At 62.8% G+C, this 16,063-nt stretch carries 17 protein-coding genes; 6 read left to right on the top strand and 11 right to left on the bottom strand.

The annotated features are described in order from the left end of the window. Positions 1-14: 14 nt before the first annotated feature. From rlmH to NPS58_RS07075, 4 genes are read right to left on the bottom strand one after another with little or no spacing between them, the layout of a single operon-like run. Complete coding sequence (rlmH, locus tag NPS58_RS07090; RefSeq protein ID WP_010222895.1) at positions 15-482, bottom strand: 23S rRNA (pseudouridine(1915)-N(3))-methyltransferase RlmH; 468 nt, start codon at positions 480-482, stop codon at positions 15-17. A gap of 9 nt (positions 483-491) precedes the next feature. Next, positions 492-920, bottom strand: coding sequence for a ribosome silencing factor (gene rsfS / locus NPS58_RS07085; RefSeq protein WP_028944408.1), 429 nt, complete (start codon positions 918-920; stop codon positions 492-494). 46 nt (positions 921-966) lie between these two features. Then, positions 967-1,617: a nicotinate-nucleotide adenylyltransferase gene (gene nadD, locus NPS58_RS07080; RefSeq protein ID WP_274115372.1), complete on the bottom strand. Its 651-nt coding sequence runs from the start codon at positions 1,615-1,617 to the stop codon at positions 967-969. A gap of 37 nt (positions 1,618-1,654) precedes the next feature. Beyond that, complete coding sequence (locus NPS58_RS07075; protein WP_274114659.1) at positions 1,655-2,926, bottom strand: glutamate-5-semialdehyde dehydrogenase; 1,272 nt, start codon at positions 2,924-2,926, stop codon at positions 1,655-1,657. Between the two features lie 217 nt (positions 2,927-3,143). Between NPS58_RS07075 and NPS58_RS07070 the strand changes: the two genes are divergently transcribed. Both NPS58_RS07070 and NPS58_RS07065 read left to right on the top strand, forming a co-directional pair. Next, on the top strand, positions 3,144-3,836 hold the full coding sequence (locus tag NPS58_RS07070) for a DNA-3-methyladenine glycosylase (RefSeq protein WP_274114657.1): 693 nt from the start codon (positions 3,144-3,146) through the stop codon (positions 3,834-3,836). Between the two features lie 4 nt (positions 3,837-3,840). Then, positions 3,841-5,157: a bifunctional DedA family/phosphatase PAP2 family protein gene (locus tag NPS58_RS07065; protein ID WP_274114655.1), complete on the top strand. Its 1,317-nt coding sequence runs from the start codon at positions 3,841-3,843 to the stop codon at positions 5,155-5,157. 3 nt (positions 5,158-5,160) lie between these two features. On the opposite strand, the gene NPS58_RS07060 is transcribed toward NPS58_RS07065, so the two are convergent. The 3 genes from NPS58_RS07060 to NPS58_RS07050 are packed head-to-tail and all read right to left on the bottom strand — an operon-like array spanning position 5,161 to position 6,836. After that, positions 5,161-5,751: an LON peptidase substrate-binding domain-containing protein gene (locus NPS58_RS07060; RefSeq protein WP_274114653.1), complete on the bottom strand. Its 591-nt coding sequence runs from the start codon at positions 5,749-5,751 to the stop codon at positions 5,161-5,163. A gap of 9 nt (positions 5,752-5,760) precedes the next feature. Beyond that, complete coding sequence (locus tag NPS58_RS07055) at positions 5,761-6,471, bottom strand: LrgB family protein (RefSeq protein ID WP_274115371.1); 711 nt, start codon at positions 6,469-6,471, stop codon at positions 5,761-5,763. Between the two features lie 2 nt (positions 6,472-6,473). Then, the gene (locus tag NPS58_RS07050; RefSeq protein ID WP_274114651.1) at positions 6,474-6,836 is read right to left on the bottom strand and encodes a CidA/LrgA family protein; all 363 of its coding nucleotides are present in this window, start codon (positions 6,834-6,836) and stop codon (positions 6,474-6,476) included. 170 nt (positions 6,837-7,006) lie between these two features. Here NPS58_RS07050 and NPS58_RS07045 point away from each other — a divergent pair, with 170 nt between their 5' ends. From NPS58_RS07045 to NPS58_RS07035, 3 genes are all read left to right on the top strand, one after another. Then, the gene (locus NPS58_RS07045) at positions 7,007-7,462 is read left to right on the top strand and encodes a MaoC family dehydratase (protein WP_274114649.1); all 456 of its coding nucleotides are present in this window, start codon (positions 7,007-7,009) and stop codon (positions 7,460-7,462) included. Positions 7,463-7,550: 88 nt separating this feature from the next. Beyond that, positions 7,551-9,281 (top strand): C13 family peptidase, encoded by a 1,731-nt coding sequence (locus NPS58_RS07040; RefSeq protein WP_274114648.1) that lies wholly within the window; start codon positions 7,551-7,553, stop codon positions 9,279-9,281. 26 nt (positions 9,282-9,307) lie between these two features. Further along, positions 9,308-9,949, top strand: a complete 642-nt coding sequence (locus NPS58_RS07035) for an oxidoreductase (protein WP_274114646.1) — start codon at positions 9,308-9,310, stop codon at positions 9,947-9,949. A gap of 59 nt (positions 9,950-10,008) precedes the next feature. On the opposite strand, the gene NPS58_RS07030 is transcribed toward NPS58_RS07035, so the two are convergent. The 4 genes from NPS58_RS07030 to NPS58_RS07015 form a co-directional block, all read right to left on the bottom strand. After that, positions 10,009-10,296, bottom strand: coding sequence for a YceK/YidQ family lipoprotein (locus NPS58_RS07030; RefSeq protein WP_274114644.1), 288 nt, complete (start codon positions 10,294-10,296; stop codon positions 10,009-10,011). Further along, a complete protein-coding gene (ubiX, locus tag NPS58_RS07025; protein WP_274114642.1) occupies positions 10,293-10,922 on the bottom strand; it encodes a flavin prenyltransferase UbiX in 630 nt (209 codons plus the stop codon). The genes NPS58_RS07030 and ubiX overlap by 4 nt, the downstream gene beginning before the upstream one ends. Continuing rightward, positions 10,919-12,268, bottom strand: coding sequence for a UDP-N-acetylmuramate:L-alanyl-gamma-D-glutamyl-meso-diaminopimelate ligase (gene mpl / locus NPS58_RS07020; RefSeq protein ID WP_274114640.1), 1,350 nt, complete (start codon positions 12,266-12,268; stop codon positions 10,919-10,921). The genes ubiX and mpl overlap by 4 nt, the downstream gene beginning before the upstream one ends. Before the next feature lie 66 nt (positions 12,269-12,334). Continuing rightward, the gene (locus NPS58_RS07015; RefSeq protein ID WP_274114638.1) at positions 12,335-14,254 is read right to left on the bottom strand and encodes a sigma-54-dependent Fis family transcriptional regulator; all 1,920 of its coding nucleotides are present in this window, start codon (positions 14,252-14,254) and stop codon (positions 12,335-12,337) included. 266 nt (positions 14,255-14,520) lie between these two features. Between NPS58_RS07015 and exaC the strand changes: the two genes are divergently transcribed. Further along, positions 14,521-16,041: an acetaldehyde dehydrogenase ExaC gene (exaC, locus tag NPS58_RS07010; protein WP_274114636.1), complete on the top strand. Its 1,521-nt coding sequence runs from the start codon at positions 14,521-14,523 to the stop codon at positions 16,039-16,041. Positions 16,042-16,063 lie beyond the last annotated feature (22 nt).

The raw sequence follows: 16,063 nt of genomic DNA, 5'->3' as shown, positions 1-16,063 counted from the left end.
AAAGGCTTACAGGTTCATTTGTGGTAAGGGTGCCCGGACAGCACGGTCCAGGCGCGGTACAGCTGTTCGCCGATCAGTATCCTTACCAATGGGTGCGGCAGGGTCAGCGGCGACAGCGACCAGCGCTGCTCGGCACGTGCGCAGACTTCCGGCGCCAGCCCTTCCGGGCCGCCGACCATGAAGTTCACGGTACGCGAGTCCAGCCGCCAGCGATCCAGTTCGACCGCCAGTTGCTCGGTACTCCAGGGCTTGCCATGGACCTCCAGGGTGACAATCCGTTCCCCTGGCTGGACCTTGGCGAGCATGGCCTCGCCCTCCTGACGAATCAGGCGGGCGACATCGGCATTCTTGCCCCGGGTATTGAGCGGTATTTCCACCAGCTCCAGCGAAAGCTCCGAGGGCAGGCGCTTGGCATACTCATGCCAACCGTCCTCCACCCACTTGGGCATGCGCGAGCCGACCGCGATCAGACGCAGACGCACGACGCTTCCTTATTCCCGGTCTTTGAGGTTTTCGGAGTAGGCGTGGGTGTTGTCCGGGCTGTGGTGCTTGCCATCGGCGGCGCGGCTCTGCTCGGCCCCCATCCACAGGCGCTCCAGGTCGTAGAACTGGCGGGCAGCGGCGGTCATCATGTGAACGATGACGTCGTTCAGGTCCAGCAGTACCCAGTCGCTGTCGCCCTTGCCTTCTTCGCCCAACGGCTGAACGCCCTTGGCCTTGACCGCTTCACGGACCTTTTCCAGCATGGCGCTGATCTGGCGGTTGGAGGTACCGGTGGCGATGATCATGTAGTCGGTCAGACTGTGTTTTTCACGCACGTCGATGACCTGGATGTCCTGGGCCTTGACATCGGACAGGGCGACCTTGGTCAGCTCGACCAGTTCTTCGGCACTGATGGCACTGTGTTTTTGCTTGGTCATATAAAACTCATTCAACTCGTAATGTAGGGGGTGCTTCGCAGCACCCTCAGTTCGGCGCACGGTAGAGGTTGTGCGCATCGATGTAGGCCAGTACTGCGTCCGGCACCAGAAACCGCACCGACTTGCCGCTGGCCAGCAGCTGTCGGATCTGCGTGGCTGACACCGCGAGCGGGGTCTGCCAGACGAATGCAATATGTCCCGCCGGCCCTACCAGGGCCTGCGGATCACTGACTGAGCGTGCGGCCAGCAGGTTGCGCAGGGCATCCGGTGGCTCGACGTCGGCATCCGGGCGTTGCAGCACCAGGATGTGGCAGTGTTGCAGCAATTCTTCCCAACGGTGCCAACTGGGCAGGCCGCAGAACGCGTCCCAGCCCAGCAGCAGAAACAGTTGATCCGAGGCGGCCATTTCGGCGCGCATCGATTCCAACGTTTCAATGGTGTACGACGGCGTATCGCGCAACAGCTCGCGGGCATCGACCGTCAGTGTCGGTACCCCCTCGACCGCACAGCGCACCATCGCCAGGCGATCCTCGGCCGATACCTGCGGGGTATCGCGGTGTGGCGGACGAGCGTTGGGCATCAGCCGCAACTCATCCAGCGCCAGCACCTCGGCCACCTCTAGCGCGCTGCGCAGGTGGCCGATGTGCACCGGGTCGAATGTCCCGCCGAGCACGCCGATACGCCGGGCGAGCGACATCGTCGAGACAGGGGCGAGCGGTTTGCGCTCGGCCAAGTCAGAGCGACTCCTGTCCGCGTAGTTGACCGTCGCCGATCACTACGTACTTTTCACAGGTCAAGCCTTCCAGGCCGACTGGGCCACGAGCGTGCAGCTTGTCGGTGGAAATACCGATCTCCGCCCCCAGGCCGTACTCGAAGCCGTCGGCGAAGCAGGTCGGGGTGTTGATCATGACCGAGGACGAATCGACCTCGGCAGTGAAACGCCGGGCCTGGCCTTGATGCTCGGTGACAATCGAGTCGGTATGGTGCGAACCATAGTGATTGATATGCTCGATGGCCTGGTCCAGCCCATCGACCACACGGATCGACAGGATTGCCGCCAGGTATTCGGTATTCCAGTCTTCTTCGCTGGCCGGTACGGCATCGATGATGCTGCACGTGCGTGCACAACCGCGCAGTTCGACGCCTTTTTCGCGGAATTGGCGGGCCATTTCCGGCAAGAACTCGGCAGCAACCGACTGATCGACCAATAGGGTTTCCATCGCGCCGCAGATGCCATACCGGTAGGTCTTGGCGTTGAAGGCGATGCGCCGGGCCTTGTCCAGCTCGGCATGCTCGGCCACATAAACATGACAGATGCCGTCCAGGTGCTTGATCACCGGCACGCGCGCGTCGCGGCTGATACGTTCGATCAGGCCCTTGCCGCCGCGTGGCACGATCACATCCACATACTCGGGCATGCTGATCAGCGCACCGACCGCTTCGCGATCAGTGGTTTCGACCACCTGCACCACGGCCGATGGCAGGCCGGCCTCGGCCAGGCCGCGCTGAATGCAGGCGGCAATGGCACGGTTGGAGTGGATGGCCTCGGATCCGCCACGCAGGATGGTGGCGTTGCCGGACTTGAGGCACAGGCTGGCGGCGTCGATGGTCACGTTCGGACGGGATTCGTAGATGATCCCGATCACACCCAGCGGTACGCGCATCTTGCCGACCTGGATACCTGACGGCCGATAGCTCATGTCGCGGATCGCCCCAACCGGATCCGGCAGGCTGGCCACCTGGCGCAGGCCGACGATCATGCCGTCGATACGGGCGGGAGTCAGCGCCAGGCGCTCGAGCATGGCCGGCTCGAGGCCATTGGCACGGCCGGCGGCCAGGTCAAGCTCGTTGGCAGCCGACAACTCGTCGCGGGCAGCATCCAGGGCATTGGCGGCCGCTTGCAGCGCGCGGTTTTTCTGCGCGGTGCTGGCACGGGCAATAACGCGCGCGGCCTCACGGGCGGCGCGACCCAGGCGGGTCATGTAGTCAAGAACGGACTCAGTCATGGGCTCAGTGGTCTTGGCGAAGGGGAAAATCGGATGATTATAACTGTCGCGCCGCCCCGCGCCCAGCAGTGACAGGCGGATGGTCAAAAACAGTGCCAGGCGGGGGCGGGCCTGGCCCGAGATCGTGGGGTGTCAGGTGCGTCCAATCGCGGGGCAAGCCCGCTCCGACAGGCCGCGATGCTATCATCCAGCCCCTGCCAACCACTGAACCACCAGCATGCCCGACTCCGCCCCCTGCCCGTCCCGGGCCTTGCCCGACAGCTTTTTCGACCGTGATGCCCAGGAACTGGCCAAGTCGCTGCTGGGCAAGATCATCCGTCATCGCCACGGCCCCTACTGGCTGTCGGCGCGGATCATCGAGACCGAGGCCTACTACTGCAGCGACAAGGGCAGCCATGCCTCCCTCGGCTACACGGAAAAGCGCAAGGCACTGTTTCTCGATGGCGGGCACATCTACATGTACTACGCCCGCGGCGGCGATTCGCTGAACTTCAGCGCCCACGGCCCGGGCAATGCGGTACTGATCAAGTCGGCCTTCCCCTTCGTCGATGCCATCTGCGATGCCAACGGCCTGGCGCAGATGCACCTGAACAATCCCGATGCCAGCGGCCAGCCACGCCCCATCGAGCGCCTGTGCGCCGGCCAGACCTTGCTGTGCAAGGCCCTGGGCCTGAAAGTGCCGCAGTGGGACGCCAAGCGCTTCGACCCGGAGCAGCTGTTCGTCGAAGACTGCGGTATCAATGTGAAACACATTATTCAGACCACCCGCCTGGGCATTCCCAACGGCCGCGATGAACATCTGCCCTACCGATTCGTCGATGCCGAATTCGCCCGCCATTGCACACGGAACCCGATGCGTCGGGGCCAAGTCGAAGGCCGGGACTACTTTCTACTGACACAAGGAAACTGACACGATGGGCCAATGGCTCGACAGCCTGACGAGTTGGCTTGGCGCCAACCCGCAATGGCTAGGCTTGGCGATTTTTCTGGTGGCCTGCGTGGAATGCCTGGCGATTGCCGGCATTATCGTGCCGGGTACCGTATTGCTGTTCGCCGTGGCGGTGCTGGCCGGCAGTGGCGCCTTGTCACTGGGTGAAACCCTGATGCTGGGATTCTTCGGCGGCCTGCTGGGTGATGCGATTTCCTACACCCTGGGACGCAAGTTTCACCAGAACATCCGCCGCCTGCCCTTGCTGCGCCACCACCCGGAGTGGATCGGCGGTGCCGAAACCTATTTCCAGCGCTATGGCATTGCCAGCCTGCTGGTTGGGCGCTTCATCGGGCCCCTGCGGCCCATGCTGCCAATGGTCGCCGGCATGTTCGACATGCCCCTTCCCCGTTTTATCGCCGTCAGCCTGATTGCCGGAGCCGGTTGGTCGGTGGCGTATCTGCTGCCGGGCTGGGCGACCGGTGCAGCCATGCGCCTGCCCCTGCCCGAGGGTTTCTGGCTCGACGCCGGCATCATCGCCGCCGGCCTGGCCGTGCTGCTGGGCGCGAGCATCAACTGCAGCCTGCGCAGCATGCGCCGCGGCACCCGGGTGATTGCCGGGCTCAGCCTGCTGGCCCTGACGGGACTGTTTGTCGGCTGGCCGTACCTGCATGAATTCGACCAGGGCCTGATGACCTTGATCCAGGAGCATCGCAGCAGCGTCATTGATGGCAGCGTGGTACTGATCACCCGCATGGGCGATTTCCGCACCCAGTTCTTCCTCGGCGGCCTGCTGGTCGGCCTGCTGCTCCTGGCGCGCCAATGGCGCCCGGCGATCTTTGCCGGCGCCACCCTGATCGGCACCGCCCTGGCCAATGGCAGCCTGAAATGGCTGTTCGCCCGGGCCCGTCCTGAGGTCCTGACCGATCCGCTGACCACCTACAGCATGCCCAGCGGGCACAGTTCGGCAGCCTTTGCGTTCTTCCTTGTGCTGGCAGTGCTGGCCGGGCGCGGCCAACCTGCGCGCATGCGCCTGACCTGGATTCTGTTGGGCTGCCTGCCTGCGCTGGCGATTGCGCTATCGAGGGTGTACCTGGGCGCTCACTGGCCGACCGATATCCTTGCCGGAGCCATGCTCGCCTGCTGCGTATGCGCTACCAGCCTGACCCTGATCCAGCACCGTGAGCCGCTTGCAGCCCTGCCGTTGAAGGTCTGGTGGTTGATCCTGCCGGCCTGCGTTGCCTTGCTGGCCTTCTTCAGCCTGCACGCCCTGCCCCATGCCTTGGTGCGCTACCAGTACTGAGGCTCAGGCGAACAGCTCGCCCTGCAGTCGATCGAGCAACGCCTGGATGGCATCCAGGCGTTGCTGCGCAGCGTCGATGGCCAAGAGATCGAGTTTGTCTTCTTCAACGAATGGCAGCAGGTAGGCCAGCTGGTTGGCCAAGGATTGCTGGCCCTGGACCTGGGACGGCATGTCCAGCGCGGCCACCATCGGATGCTCGCCCAAGGCCTTGAGCAAGGCCAACAGATCGTCGTCCTGATCGCGCAGCGGCGTATCGGGCAGCTCTTGCAGCCAGTGCACCTGCGCCAGCAACAGCTGGTCTTTTTGCACCTGCGCCTGCTCTACGCGAAAACGCCGAGTGCCCTCGACCCGAATGCCGAGCAAGCCGTTGTCCTGCTGCTGAAAGTCACGAATCAGCGCCTCGCATCCAATCGAGGCATAGCCTTCAGGTGCCTTGCCGACCTGCTCGCCTTCGAGAATGCAAACAACACCAAACCCGCCGCCCTGCTTCATGCAGCGACCGATCATGTCCAGGTAGCGCGCCTCGAAGATCTGCAGATCGAGAAAGCAGCCTGGAAACAACACTGTATTGAGCGGAAACAGGGGTAACGTCATTGCAACTCCTTACACAACCAGGCTGACCGCCAGGGGCAGGAACACCGCGGTGGCGACCCCCATCAGGCTCATCGCGAGTGCCGCAAAGGCCCCGCATTCATCACTTTCCTGCAGCGCCACCGAGGTACCCACCGCATGGGCGGTCACCCCCAGGGCCATGCCCCGGGCCTCCGGGCTGTGCACGCCACAACGCGACAACAGTCCGGGACCGAAAATCGCCCCGATCACCCCGGTGATCAGCACGAATACCGCGGCCAGGGCCGCCACGCCGCCAATCTGCTCGGCCACCAGCATGGCGATCGGCGAGGTCACCGACTTGGGCGCCATGGTCATCAGGATCATGTGTTCGGCGCCAAACCACCAACCCAGCAGCAGACAGGCGCCCGTGGCAAACACCCCTCCGATTACCAGCGTAGTAAAGGTCGGCCAGAACAGTTGGCGAATCCGCCGCAGGTTGAGGTAGAGCGGTACCGCCAGGGCAACCGTCGCCGGGCCGAGGAGAATGCTCATGATTTCGGTGCTTTTGCGGTATTCGCTGTAGGTCACGCCACAGGTCACCAGTACGCCAATGACCACGAGCATCGACACCAGTACCGGTTGCAGGAAGATCCAGCGCGTTTTCTCGTAGGCGGCCAGCACCAGTTGGTAAGCCCCCAGGGTGATGCCGATACCGAACAGCGGATGGTGAATGACGGCGTCCAGGGCGCCGCTCCAGTCCAGGTTCATGGCTGCTCCTCGCGCTTGCCCTGACGGGCGATGAGCTTTTGCATCAGCACACCGACAAATGCCAGGGTGAACAACGCCGAAAGCACCAGGGCACCGACGATGGCCCAGAAGTCGGCGGCGATATCCGCGGCATACACCATCACCCCCACCGCCGGCGGCACCAACAGCAACGGCAGATAGCGCAACAGGCTGTTGGCGGCCTCGCTCAGCGGCGCCCCCACCTCGCCGCGCACCATCAAGAACACCAGCAAGAACAGCAATCCAAGAATCGGGCCGGGCAGAAAAGGCACAAACAGGTGATTGATCGCCGTCCCAAGCAATTGAAACAACACCAGCCAGGTCAAACCACGCAACAGCATAAGTATCTCCTTCGGGCCTGGCGGCCATTATAAGCACGCTAACGACCTGTCTATAACCTGATATTCGCCGAAAACATGCCGACTTGACCGCTTTCTGCAGGCGTGCTGATCTTAGGCCGTTCGAATCTGCCTACGTCATAAGAAATCCAAAGACAATCAGGAGAGTCACAATGCCCTTTGTACCTGTTGCAGAGCTTTCGCAGTACGTTGGAAAGGAACTGGGACGTTCCGAATGGCTGACCATCGATCAAGAGCGCATCAACCTGTTCGCCGAGGCCACAGGCGACTTCCAGTTCATCCATGTAGACCCGGTGAAGGCGGCAAAAACGCCATTTGGCAGCACCATTGCCCATGGCTTTCTCACCCTGTCGCTGATCCCCAAGCTGATGGAAGACATCCTGGTCCTGCCGGAAGGCCTGAAAATGGTCGTCAACTATGGTCTCGACAGCGTGCGCTTCATCCAGCCCGTCAAGGTCGACAGCAAGGTCCGACTCAAGGTCGACCTGGCCGACGCCACCGAGAAAAAACCCGGCCAGTGGCTGCTCAAAATCACCGCCACCCTGGAAATCGAAGGCCAGGAAAAGCCCGCCTACATCGCAGAACCCCTGACCCTCTGCTTCGTCTGAGCCTGCCCGGTACTGAAACAGCCCAGGTGGCTGTTTCAGTCGGCGCATTCTGCGGCATACTCGGGGCCTCACCCGCCTGGACCCCGTCATGCGCCCACTTGTTCCTCTTGCCCTGACCTTGCTGCTCGCCGCCTGTGGCGATGGCGAGCCCCTGTCTCCACCGGATGCACGCCTGCCCGATGGTGGTCGCTTCCGGGGCCAGGTGGTCGAGGGTCTGCTGCAAGGCGAAGGACGTATCGACTACCCCAACGGCAGTTGGTATGCCGGCAACTTCCTCAACGGCCAGTGGCACGGCCAGGGCGAATGGCACGGCAGCAATGGCGAGGTCTACCGCGGTCAGTTCAAGCAAGGCCTGTTCCATGGCCTGGGCACCCTGAAAACTCCAGGCAGCAGCTATACCGGCGGCTTCAAGCTCGGCCGGCGCGATGGCGAAGGTACCCTGAAGGAAAATGGCCTTCTGTACCGCGGCCAGTTCAAGGACGACCAGTACAACGGTGCGGGTCATCTGGAGCTGGCCGACGGCAGCCAGTACCAGGGCCTGTTCGCACGCGGCAAACCCAACGGCGAAGGCATTCGCAGCGATGCCAGCGGCAACCAGTTCAGCGGGCGTTTCGTCAACGGCCAACTCGAAGGCAGCGGCACGTTCAACAGCGCCGAAGGCGACCAGTACATCGGTGCCTTTCGCGACAACCGCCTGGAAGGTCGTGGCCGCTATGAAAGCGTCGACGGTGATGTTTGGATCGGGCAATTCAAGGACGGCACCCTCAATGGCAAGGGCGAACTGATCGGCAGCGATGGCAGCCATTACAAGGGCAACTTCCGTGACTGGCGCTTCTCCGGCAACGGTCGCTTGCAGTTGGCCGATGGCAGCCTGTATGTCGGCGGCTTTGACAATGACACCTACCATGGTCGCGGCCGCCTGACCCTCACCGACGGCAGCAGCCAGAGCGGCGACTGGATCAACGGCCTGCGTGTGCGCGACGAGCAGGGCCGGCTGCTGCCCGACCCGCTGGAGCTGGCGCTGCTCAATCAAGGACCGCTGCTGGAGCAGGCCTTGACCGGGGTGCCGGCATCCACCCCGCAGATCGAACTGTACAGCCTGACCCTGGCCGGCGACGGCAAGCAAAGCGTATTCCTGCGCGAGGCCGACTACGTCAGCAACATGCTCAAGAGCCGCTTTGGCGCGACAGGGCAGATCAATCTGGTCAATCATCGCGACCACCTCGCGGATCGGCCCATGGCCACCCGGGAAAACCTTGCCCGTGCCGCTCGCACCCTGGCCGAACGCACGGGCCCCGAAGACCTGGTGTTCATCTACCTGACCACCCACGGCAGCCACGAGCACGAACTGGTGCTCGATCAGCCACGCCTGCAACTGGCCGACCTGCCCGCCGATGCCCTCGCCAGTACCCTGGCGCCATTGAAAGATCGCGACAAGATCATTGTCATCTCGGCCTGTTATTCAGGGGGCTACATTGATGCGCTCAAAGACGACAAGACGTTGATCATGACCGCCTCACGAGCGGATCGGGTGTCGTTCGGCTGTTCCGAAGAAGCCGATTTCACCTACTTCGGCGACGCCCTGTTCGCCCAGGCCCTGAACCAGACCGACGACCTGCAACAAGCCTTCGACCTCGCCAGCGCCAGCGTTGCCGAGCGCGAAGCGGTCGAGGGCTTCGAAGCCTCCGAGCCGCAAATCTGGGCCCCCAAGGACGTAGTGGCACATTGGCAACGGCTGCGCCAGCAGCAGGCGCGCAAAGCCCTGCAGAGCAAAACGACAAATGAGACAGGGCATGCAAAAAATGCCAGCTACCACTAAGCTGACTGTATCAAGGGAGAGACATCATGTACTTGACGCCTCAGCATATCCTGCTTGCCGGAGCCACCGGTCTAACCGGTGAACATCTGCTCGATCGGTTGCTCAACGAGCCGACCGTCAGTCGAGTACTGGCCCCTACCCGCCGTCCGCTGGCCGAGCACCCGCACCTGGAAAACCCGGTGGGAGATCCGGCGATCTTCCTCCCGCAACTGGCCGGTCGCGTCGACATCGCGTTCTGCTGCCTGGGCACCACCATCAAGCAGGCGGGGTCCGAATCGGCCTTTCGCGCCGTCGACCTGGACATGGTGGTGGCGTTCGGCAAGCGTGCCCGGGAAATGGGTGCACGGCACCTGCTGGTGTTGAGTGCGCTGGGTGCCGACCGCCGCTCCCCAATCTTCTACAACCGGGTCAAGGGCGAAATGGAAGCAGCCCTGAAGGCCCAGGACTGGCCGCAACTGACTATCGTCCGCCCGTCCTTGTTGCTCGGTGAACGCGTGGAGCCTCGGCTGGCCGAAAGGGTTGCCGGGCCGTTGTCCAAACTGATTCCCGGTAAATACCGTGGCATCGAAGCCTGCCAACTGGCTCGCGCGCTGTGGCGCCTGGCGCTGGAAGAACAGGACGGGATTCGCATTGTCGAGTCCGACGAGTTGCGCAGGCTCGGGAAGTAAAACCAATCGCGGGGCAAGCCCGCTCCTACCCAACGTAGGAGCGGGCTTGCCCCGCGATGCTACAACCCTCCCGTCGCCTGAAACCCGATCCCGAGCGCCGTCAACACCGACAGCGGCAACAACAAGGTATCAAGCAACAGGCTACCTGGCAGATCCAACCCCGGATACCGCGGAGCCTCGGCGCCAAAGCGATCCATCGCACAACACCCACCCTGCATTGCGTACAGGTCGAGCCGCGTACCGCTATAGACCAGCGGCGCCCCTGGCTTGGCGGCATCGAGCGTGCGTACGCTGGCACAACCACTAACCAGCACACACAGCGCGACCACGCCGAGCAGCCCCTTCATTCATCGGCGCCGAAATGATGCTCGCCCCAGCGCGGCAGCATGTCCTGGGGGATATCCAGAAGATTGAGGATCCGCGCCACTACAAAGTCGATCAAATCATCGATGGTCTGCGGCTGGTGATAGAACCCGGGCGCCGCAGGCAGGATCACCGCGCCCATGCTCGACAGCTTGAGCATGTTCTCCAGGTGAATGGTGGAGAACGGCGCCTCGCGCGGTACCAGGATGAGCTGACGACGCTCCTTGAGGGTGACGTCGGCAGCCCGCTCGATCAGATTGTTGCAGGCACCCGTGGCGATTGCCGACAGCGTGCCGGTAGAGCACGGCACCACCACCATCGCGGCAGGCGCACCGGAACCGGAGGCCACCGGCGACATCCAGTCTTCCTTGCCGTACACGCGAATCTGCCCGGCGGCGGCGCCGGTGTACTCGGTGAGAAACGTTTGAATCGCCTGAGGCTTGGCCGGTAGCACCACGTCGGTTTCGGTCGACATCACCAGTTGCGCGGCCTTGGAGATCAGAAAATGCACCTCCCGATCCTCACGCACCAGGCAGTCGAGCAGGCGCAACCCATACTGCGCCCCCGAAGCCCCGGTCATGGCCAGGGTGATGCGTTCCGGCCCGCTCATTTCAGCGCCTCGGCCAGCTTGCCGTGCAGCCCGCCAAAACCGCCATTGCTCATGATCACCACCTGAGTGCCGGGCTTGGCCTGGCTCTTGACCCGCTCGATGATCGCTTCAAGGCTGTCGGCGACCACGGCAGGTACCTTGCATTCGGCGGCAGTGGCGGCCAGGTCCCAACCAAGGTTGGGCGGCGCATACCAGATGACCTGGTCGGCATCGTTGACGCTTTCCGGCAGCCCGTCGCGGTGAGCTCCCAGCTTCATCGAGTTGGAGCGGGGCTCGATCACAGCGATCAAGGGAGCATCGCCGATGCGCTTGCGCAGGCCGTCGAGGGTGGTGGCAATGGCGGTCGGATGGTGTGCGAAGTCGTCATAGATGGTCACGCCCTGGACTTCGGCAACCTTCTCCATGCGACGCTTGACGCTCTTGAAGGCGCTCAAAGCGGCAATACCCATGGCCGGTACCACGCCAACATGGCGGGCCGCAGCCAGGGTCGCCAAGGCGTTGGCAACGTTGTGCTGGCCGGTCAGTTCCCACTCGACCACACCTTGGGTCTCACCTTCGAAGCTGACTTCAAAACGCGAACCGTCGGCGCTGAGCAGCTTGACCTGCCACTGTCCGCCTTCGCCGGTGGTTTGCACCGGGGTCCAGCACCCCATCTTGATCACCCGCTCGATCGCAAGCTCGGTGGTCGGATGGATAACCAGGCCCTCGCTGGGAATAGTACGCACCAAGTGGTGGAATTGGCGCTCGATCGCTGCCAGATCAGGGAAGATATCCGCGTGGTCGAACTCAAGATTGTTGAGGATGGCGGTACGCGGGCGGTAGTGGACAAATTTCGAGCGCTTGTCGAAGAAGGCGCTGTCGTATTCGTCGGCCTCGACCACGAAGAATGGCGTGCCGCCCAGGCGCGCCGACACCGAGAAGTTCTGTGGTACACCGCCAATCAGGAAGCCCGGGCTCATGCCGGCATGTTCCAGCACCCAGGCCAGCATGCTGCTGGTAGTGGTCTTGCCGTGGGTACCGGCCACCGCCAGTACCCAGCGACCTTGCAGCACGTGGTCGGCCAGCCACTGCGGGCCCGACACATACGGCAGGCCCTTGTTGAGCACGTACTCCACCGCAGGATTGCCGCGCGACAGCGCGTTGCCGATCACCACCAGGTCTGGCGCCGGGTCCAGCTGGGCCGCGTCATACCCTTGGGTCAGCTCGATGCCCTGGGCCTGGAGCTGGGTGCTCATGGGCGGATAGACATTGGCGTCGGAGCCGGTGACGCGATGACCGAGTTCTTTGGCCAGCACTGCCAGCGAACCCATGAAAGTGCCGCAAATACCGAGAATATGAATGTGCATGATCGACCTCGCAAAACGTCGAGGCAGGGTAGCCCAGCGCACAGGAAATCGCATCCTGTGTTTCGCTCAAAGACTGCGGGCGATGCCGTGCTTGCGAAGTTTTCGATACAAGGTATTGCGACTGACGCCCAACTGCGCAGCGACATGGGTCATGTGCCAGCGTTGTTGCTCGAGGGTGGCCAGCAACGCCTCGCGCTCGGCATTCTGCAGGAGCGGTGTTTCCGGCAGACCGCTATCGCGGGGCAAGCCCGCGCCCGCAGTCACGGTGCCTGGCAGGTCGGCCTGCCTGATGACGCCGTCATCACACAGCGCCACCAAGGTGCGCAGCACATTACGCAGTTGCCGCACGTTCCCTGGCCAGGTATACGCCAACAGGGCCAGGCGTGCCGAAGGCTCGAGGCTGACGGGCTGGCCACCCGCCTCTTCATTCAGAATGAAATCGAGCAACTGGGATTTGTCGCTACGCTCACGCAAGGCAGGCAATTCGATCTCGAGGCCATTGAGACGGTAATAAAGGTCTTCCCGGAAGCTGCCATCCTCCACGCGGTCGAGCAGGTTGCGGTGGGTGGCGCTAATGATGCGCACGTCGACTGCCTGCGGCTCCCCCCCAATCGGCACCACCATGCGGTCTTCCAGGACCCGCAACAGGCGGGTCTGCAGGGCCAGCGGCATGTCGCCGATCTCATCGAGCAGCAAGGTGCCGCCGTCAGCCTGCTGCAGCTTGCCGCGCATGCCCTCCTTGCGCGCGCCGGTGAAGCTGCCGCCGCGGTAACCGAACAGCTCGCTCTCGATCAGGCTTTCAGGGATAGAGGCACAGTTCAGGGCCACAAAGGCTTTGTCGCAACGCTGGCTGGCCTGGTGAACGGCCTTGGCGAAGGCCTCCTTGCCACTGCCGGTCTCGCCGTTGATCAACAACGGCACATCGCGCTCGAACACTCGCACGGCTCGCCGGAAATCGTTCTGCAGCAACGGATCGAGCAGGCAGATCGCGCCGGCCTTTTCCACTTTGACAGCAGGCATCGGGGGTAGCGATACAGGTGCTGCCGGCGTGCGGACCTGGCCTCGCAGGCAGGCGAACAACAGGCGACCATCACGGGTGCGCAGTGGCCAACTGGTACTGGCCTGGGCCGTGGAGCGGCTGAACAGCTCATCCAAGGCACAATCGAAGAACATTTCCACCGGCTTGCCCAGCACGCCGGCGCGGATAGAGCCGAGCAGGTTCAGGGCGCTTTGGTTGACCGCGCAAATCCGACCGTCGCCATCGAAGGCCAGCAACCCTTCACTGAACAGCCCGACCGATTCGGCCTGTAGGTGAAAGCGCAGCAACCATTGGTTCTCGAAGTAGCGCAGGAAATAACAGCTCTCGATCATTTTCGCCGACAGGTTGACCAGCGCCATGGTGTGGAACTGGCTCTGCCGCGATATATCAGGGCGGGCCGACGACACATCGAGCACCGCCAGCAATTCGCCATGCGGATCGAAGACCGGGCTTGCAGAGCAGGTGAGACCGGTGTGCCGGCCACGGAAATGTTCATCCTGGTGAATGGTCAGCGCCTGGCGCTCGACCAGGCAGGTACCAATGCCATTGGTGCCCTCGCGGGCCTCGCTCCAGTCGGCACCGAGCCACAGCCCGGCGCGTTCGAAAATCCGCCGCTCGGTCGGCGCGGTAACGCAATTGAGGATCACCCCGCGGGCATCGGTGAGCAGCACCGCATGCCCGGCGCCAGACAACTGCTGGTGAAGGCTGTTCATTTCAGTGCCGGCGATCTGCAGCACCTGCTGCAGGCGCTCGCGGCTCTCCAGCACGCGGCCATGCTCGAGCACGGTCGGCGCCATGCTCTGGGCCGGGTCAAGATGGTAGTCCTCAAGGCAGCGCAGCCATGAACGGGCAATCGACGGATCGCTGCCGGGTCCCTGCGTGTGCGCCCTGCCCTGGGTCACCGTGAGCACTTGCCGAGCATGCCGGCTGAGGTGATTGTTCTGCACTTTTTATTGTTCTCCGCAGACGAGATAAGCCCAGCATCCTCCACCCGTCCACGCATTGCAATGCCGGCTTGACCGCTGGGTCACGGCCTGTGCCATTAGCGGTACAAAGTGTCACCCAGGCTGTATCGACCGTGCCACACAGCCCTCTTCAATGGCCACACGAATCATCGCAAGCCCTTGATTTACATGGCACCCAAAACACTGGCCCAACCCTTGCTCTATGCTTCATATCCTCCCCAACAAGCACAATAGCCAGGAGACACACCATGCGTTATGCACATCCAGGTACCGAAGGCGCGAAGGTTTCCTTCAAGAGCCGATACGGGAACTACATTGGTGGCGAGTTCGTTGCGCCGGTGAAAGGGCAGTACTTCGAAAACATCTCGCCAGTGAACGGCCAATTGATTGCCGAATTCCCGCGCTCCGGTCCCGAAGACATCGAAAAGGCCCTGGATGCCGCCCATGCCGCCGCTGACGCATGGGGCACCACCTCGGCCCAGGCACGCTCGCTCATTCTGTTGAAGATCGCCGACCGCATCGAGCAGAACCTCGAACTGCTGGCCATCACCGAAACCTGGGACAACGGCAAGGCCATCCGTGAAACCCTGAACGCCGATATCCCGCTGGCCGCCGACCACTTCCGCTACTTCGCTGGCTGCCTGCGCGCCCAGGAAGGCGGTGCCGCAGAAATCGACGGCAACACCGTGGCCTATCACATCCATGAACCCCTGGGCGTGGTCGGTCAGATCATTCCGTGGAACTTCCCGATCCTGATGGCCGCCTGGAAACTCGCCCCGGCCCTGGCCGCCGGCAACTGCGTGGTCCTCAAGCCCGCCGAGCAGACCCCACTGGGCATCAGTGTGCTGCTGGAAGTGATCGGCGACCTACTGCCACCCGGCGTACTCAACGTAGTGCAAGGTTATGGTCGCGAAGCCGGTGAAGCCCTGGCCACCAGCAAGCGCATTGCCAAGATCGCCTTTACCGGCTCCACCCCGGTGGGCTCGCACATCATGAAATGCGCCGCCGAGAACATCATCCCGTCCACCGTGGAGCTGGGTGGCAAATCGCCGAACATCTTCTTCGAAGACATCATGCAGGCCGAGCAATCGTTCATCGAAAAGGCCGCCGAAGGCCTGGTGCTGGCGTTTTTCAACCAGGGTGAGGTGTGCACCTGCCCGTCGCGGGCACTGGTGCAGGAATCGATCTACCCGGCGTTCATGCAAGAGGTGATGAAGAAGATCAAGCAGATCAAGCGCGGCGACCCACTGGACACCGACACCATGGTCGGTGCCCAGGCCTCCGAACAGCAGTTCGACAAGATCCTCTCGTACCTGGAGATCGCCGAGAAGGAAGGCGCCGAACTGCTAACCGGCGGCAAGGTGGAAAAACTCGAAGGCAGCCTGTCGACCGGCTATTACATCCAGCCGACCCTGCTCAAGGGCAACAATCAGATGCGCGTGTTCCAGGAAGAAATCTTCGGCCCGGTGGTGAGTATCACCACCTTCAAGGACGAAGCCGAAGCCCTGGCCATTGCCAACGACACCGAGTTCGGCCTGGGTGCCGGCGTGTGGACCCGCGACATCAACCGCGCCTACCGCATGGGCCGCGGCATCAAGGCGGGCCGCGTGTGGACCAACTGCTACCACCTGTACCCGGCCCATGCCGCGTTCGGTGGCTACAAGAAGTCCGGCGTCGGCCGTGAAACCCACAAAATGATGCTCGATCACTACCAGCAAACCAAGAACCTGCTGGTGAGCTACGACATCAACCCACTGGGCTTCTTCTAACCCGGCAACAGGGCGGTCCCTC

The sequence above is a fragment of the Pseudomonas putida genome, from assembly GCF_028682455.1.
GTDB classification, from domain to species: Bacteria; Pseudomonadota; Gammaproteobacteria; order Pseudomonadales; family Pseudomonadaceae; genus Aquipseudomonas; species Aquipseudomonas putida_AA.
This window is presented reverse-complemented; position numbering and strand designations above follow the sequence as displayed.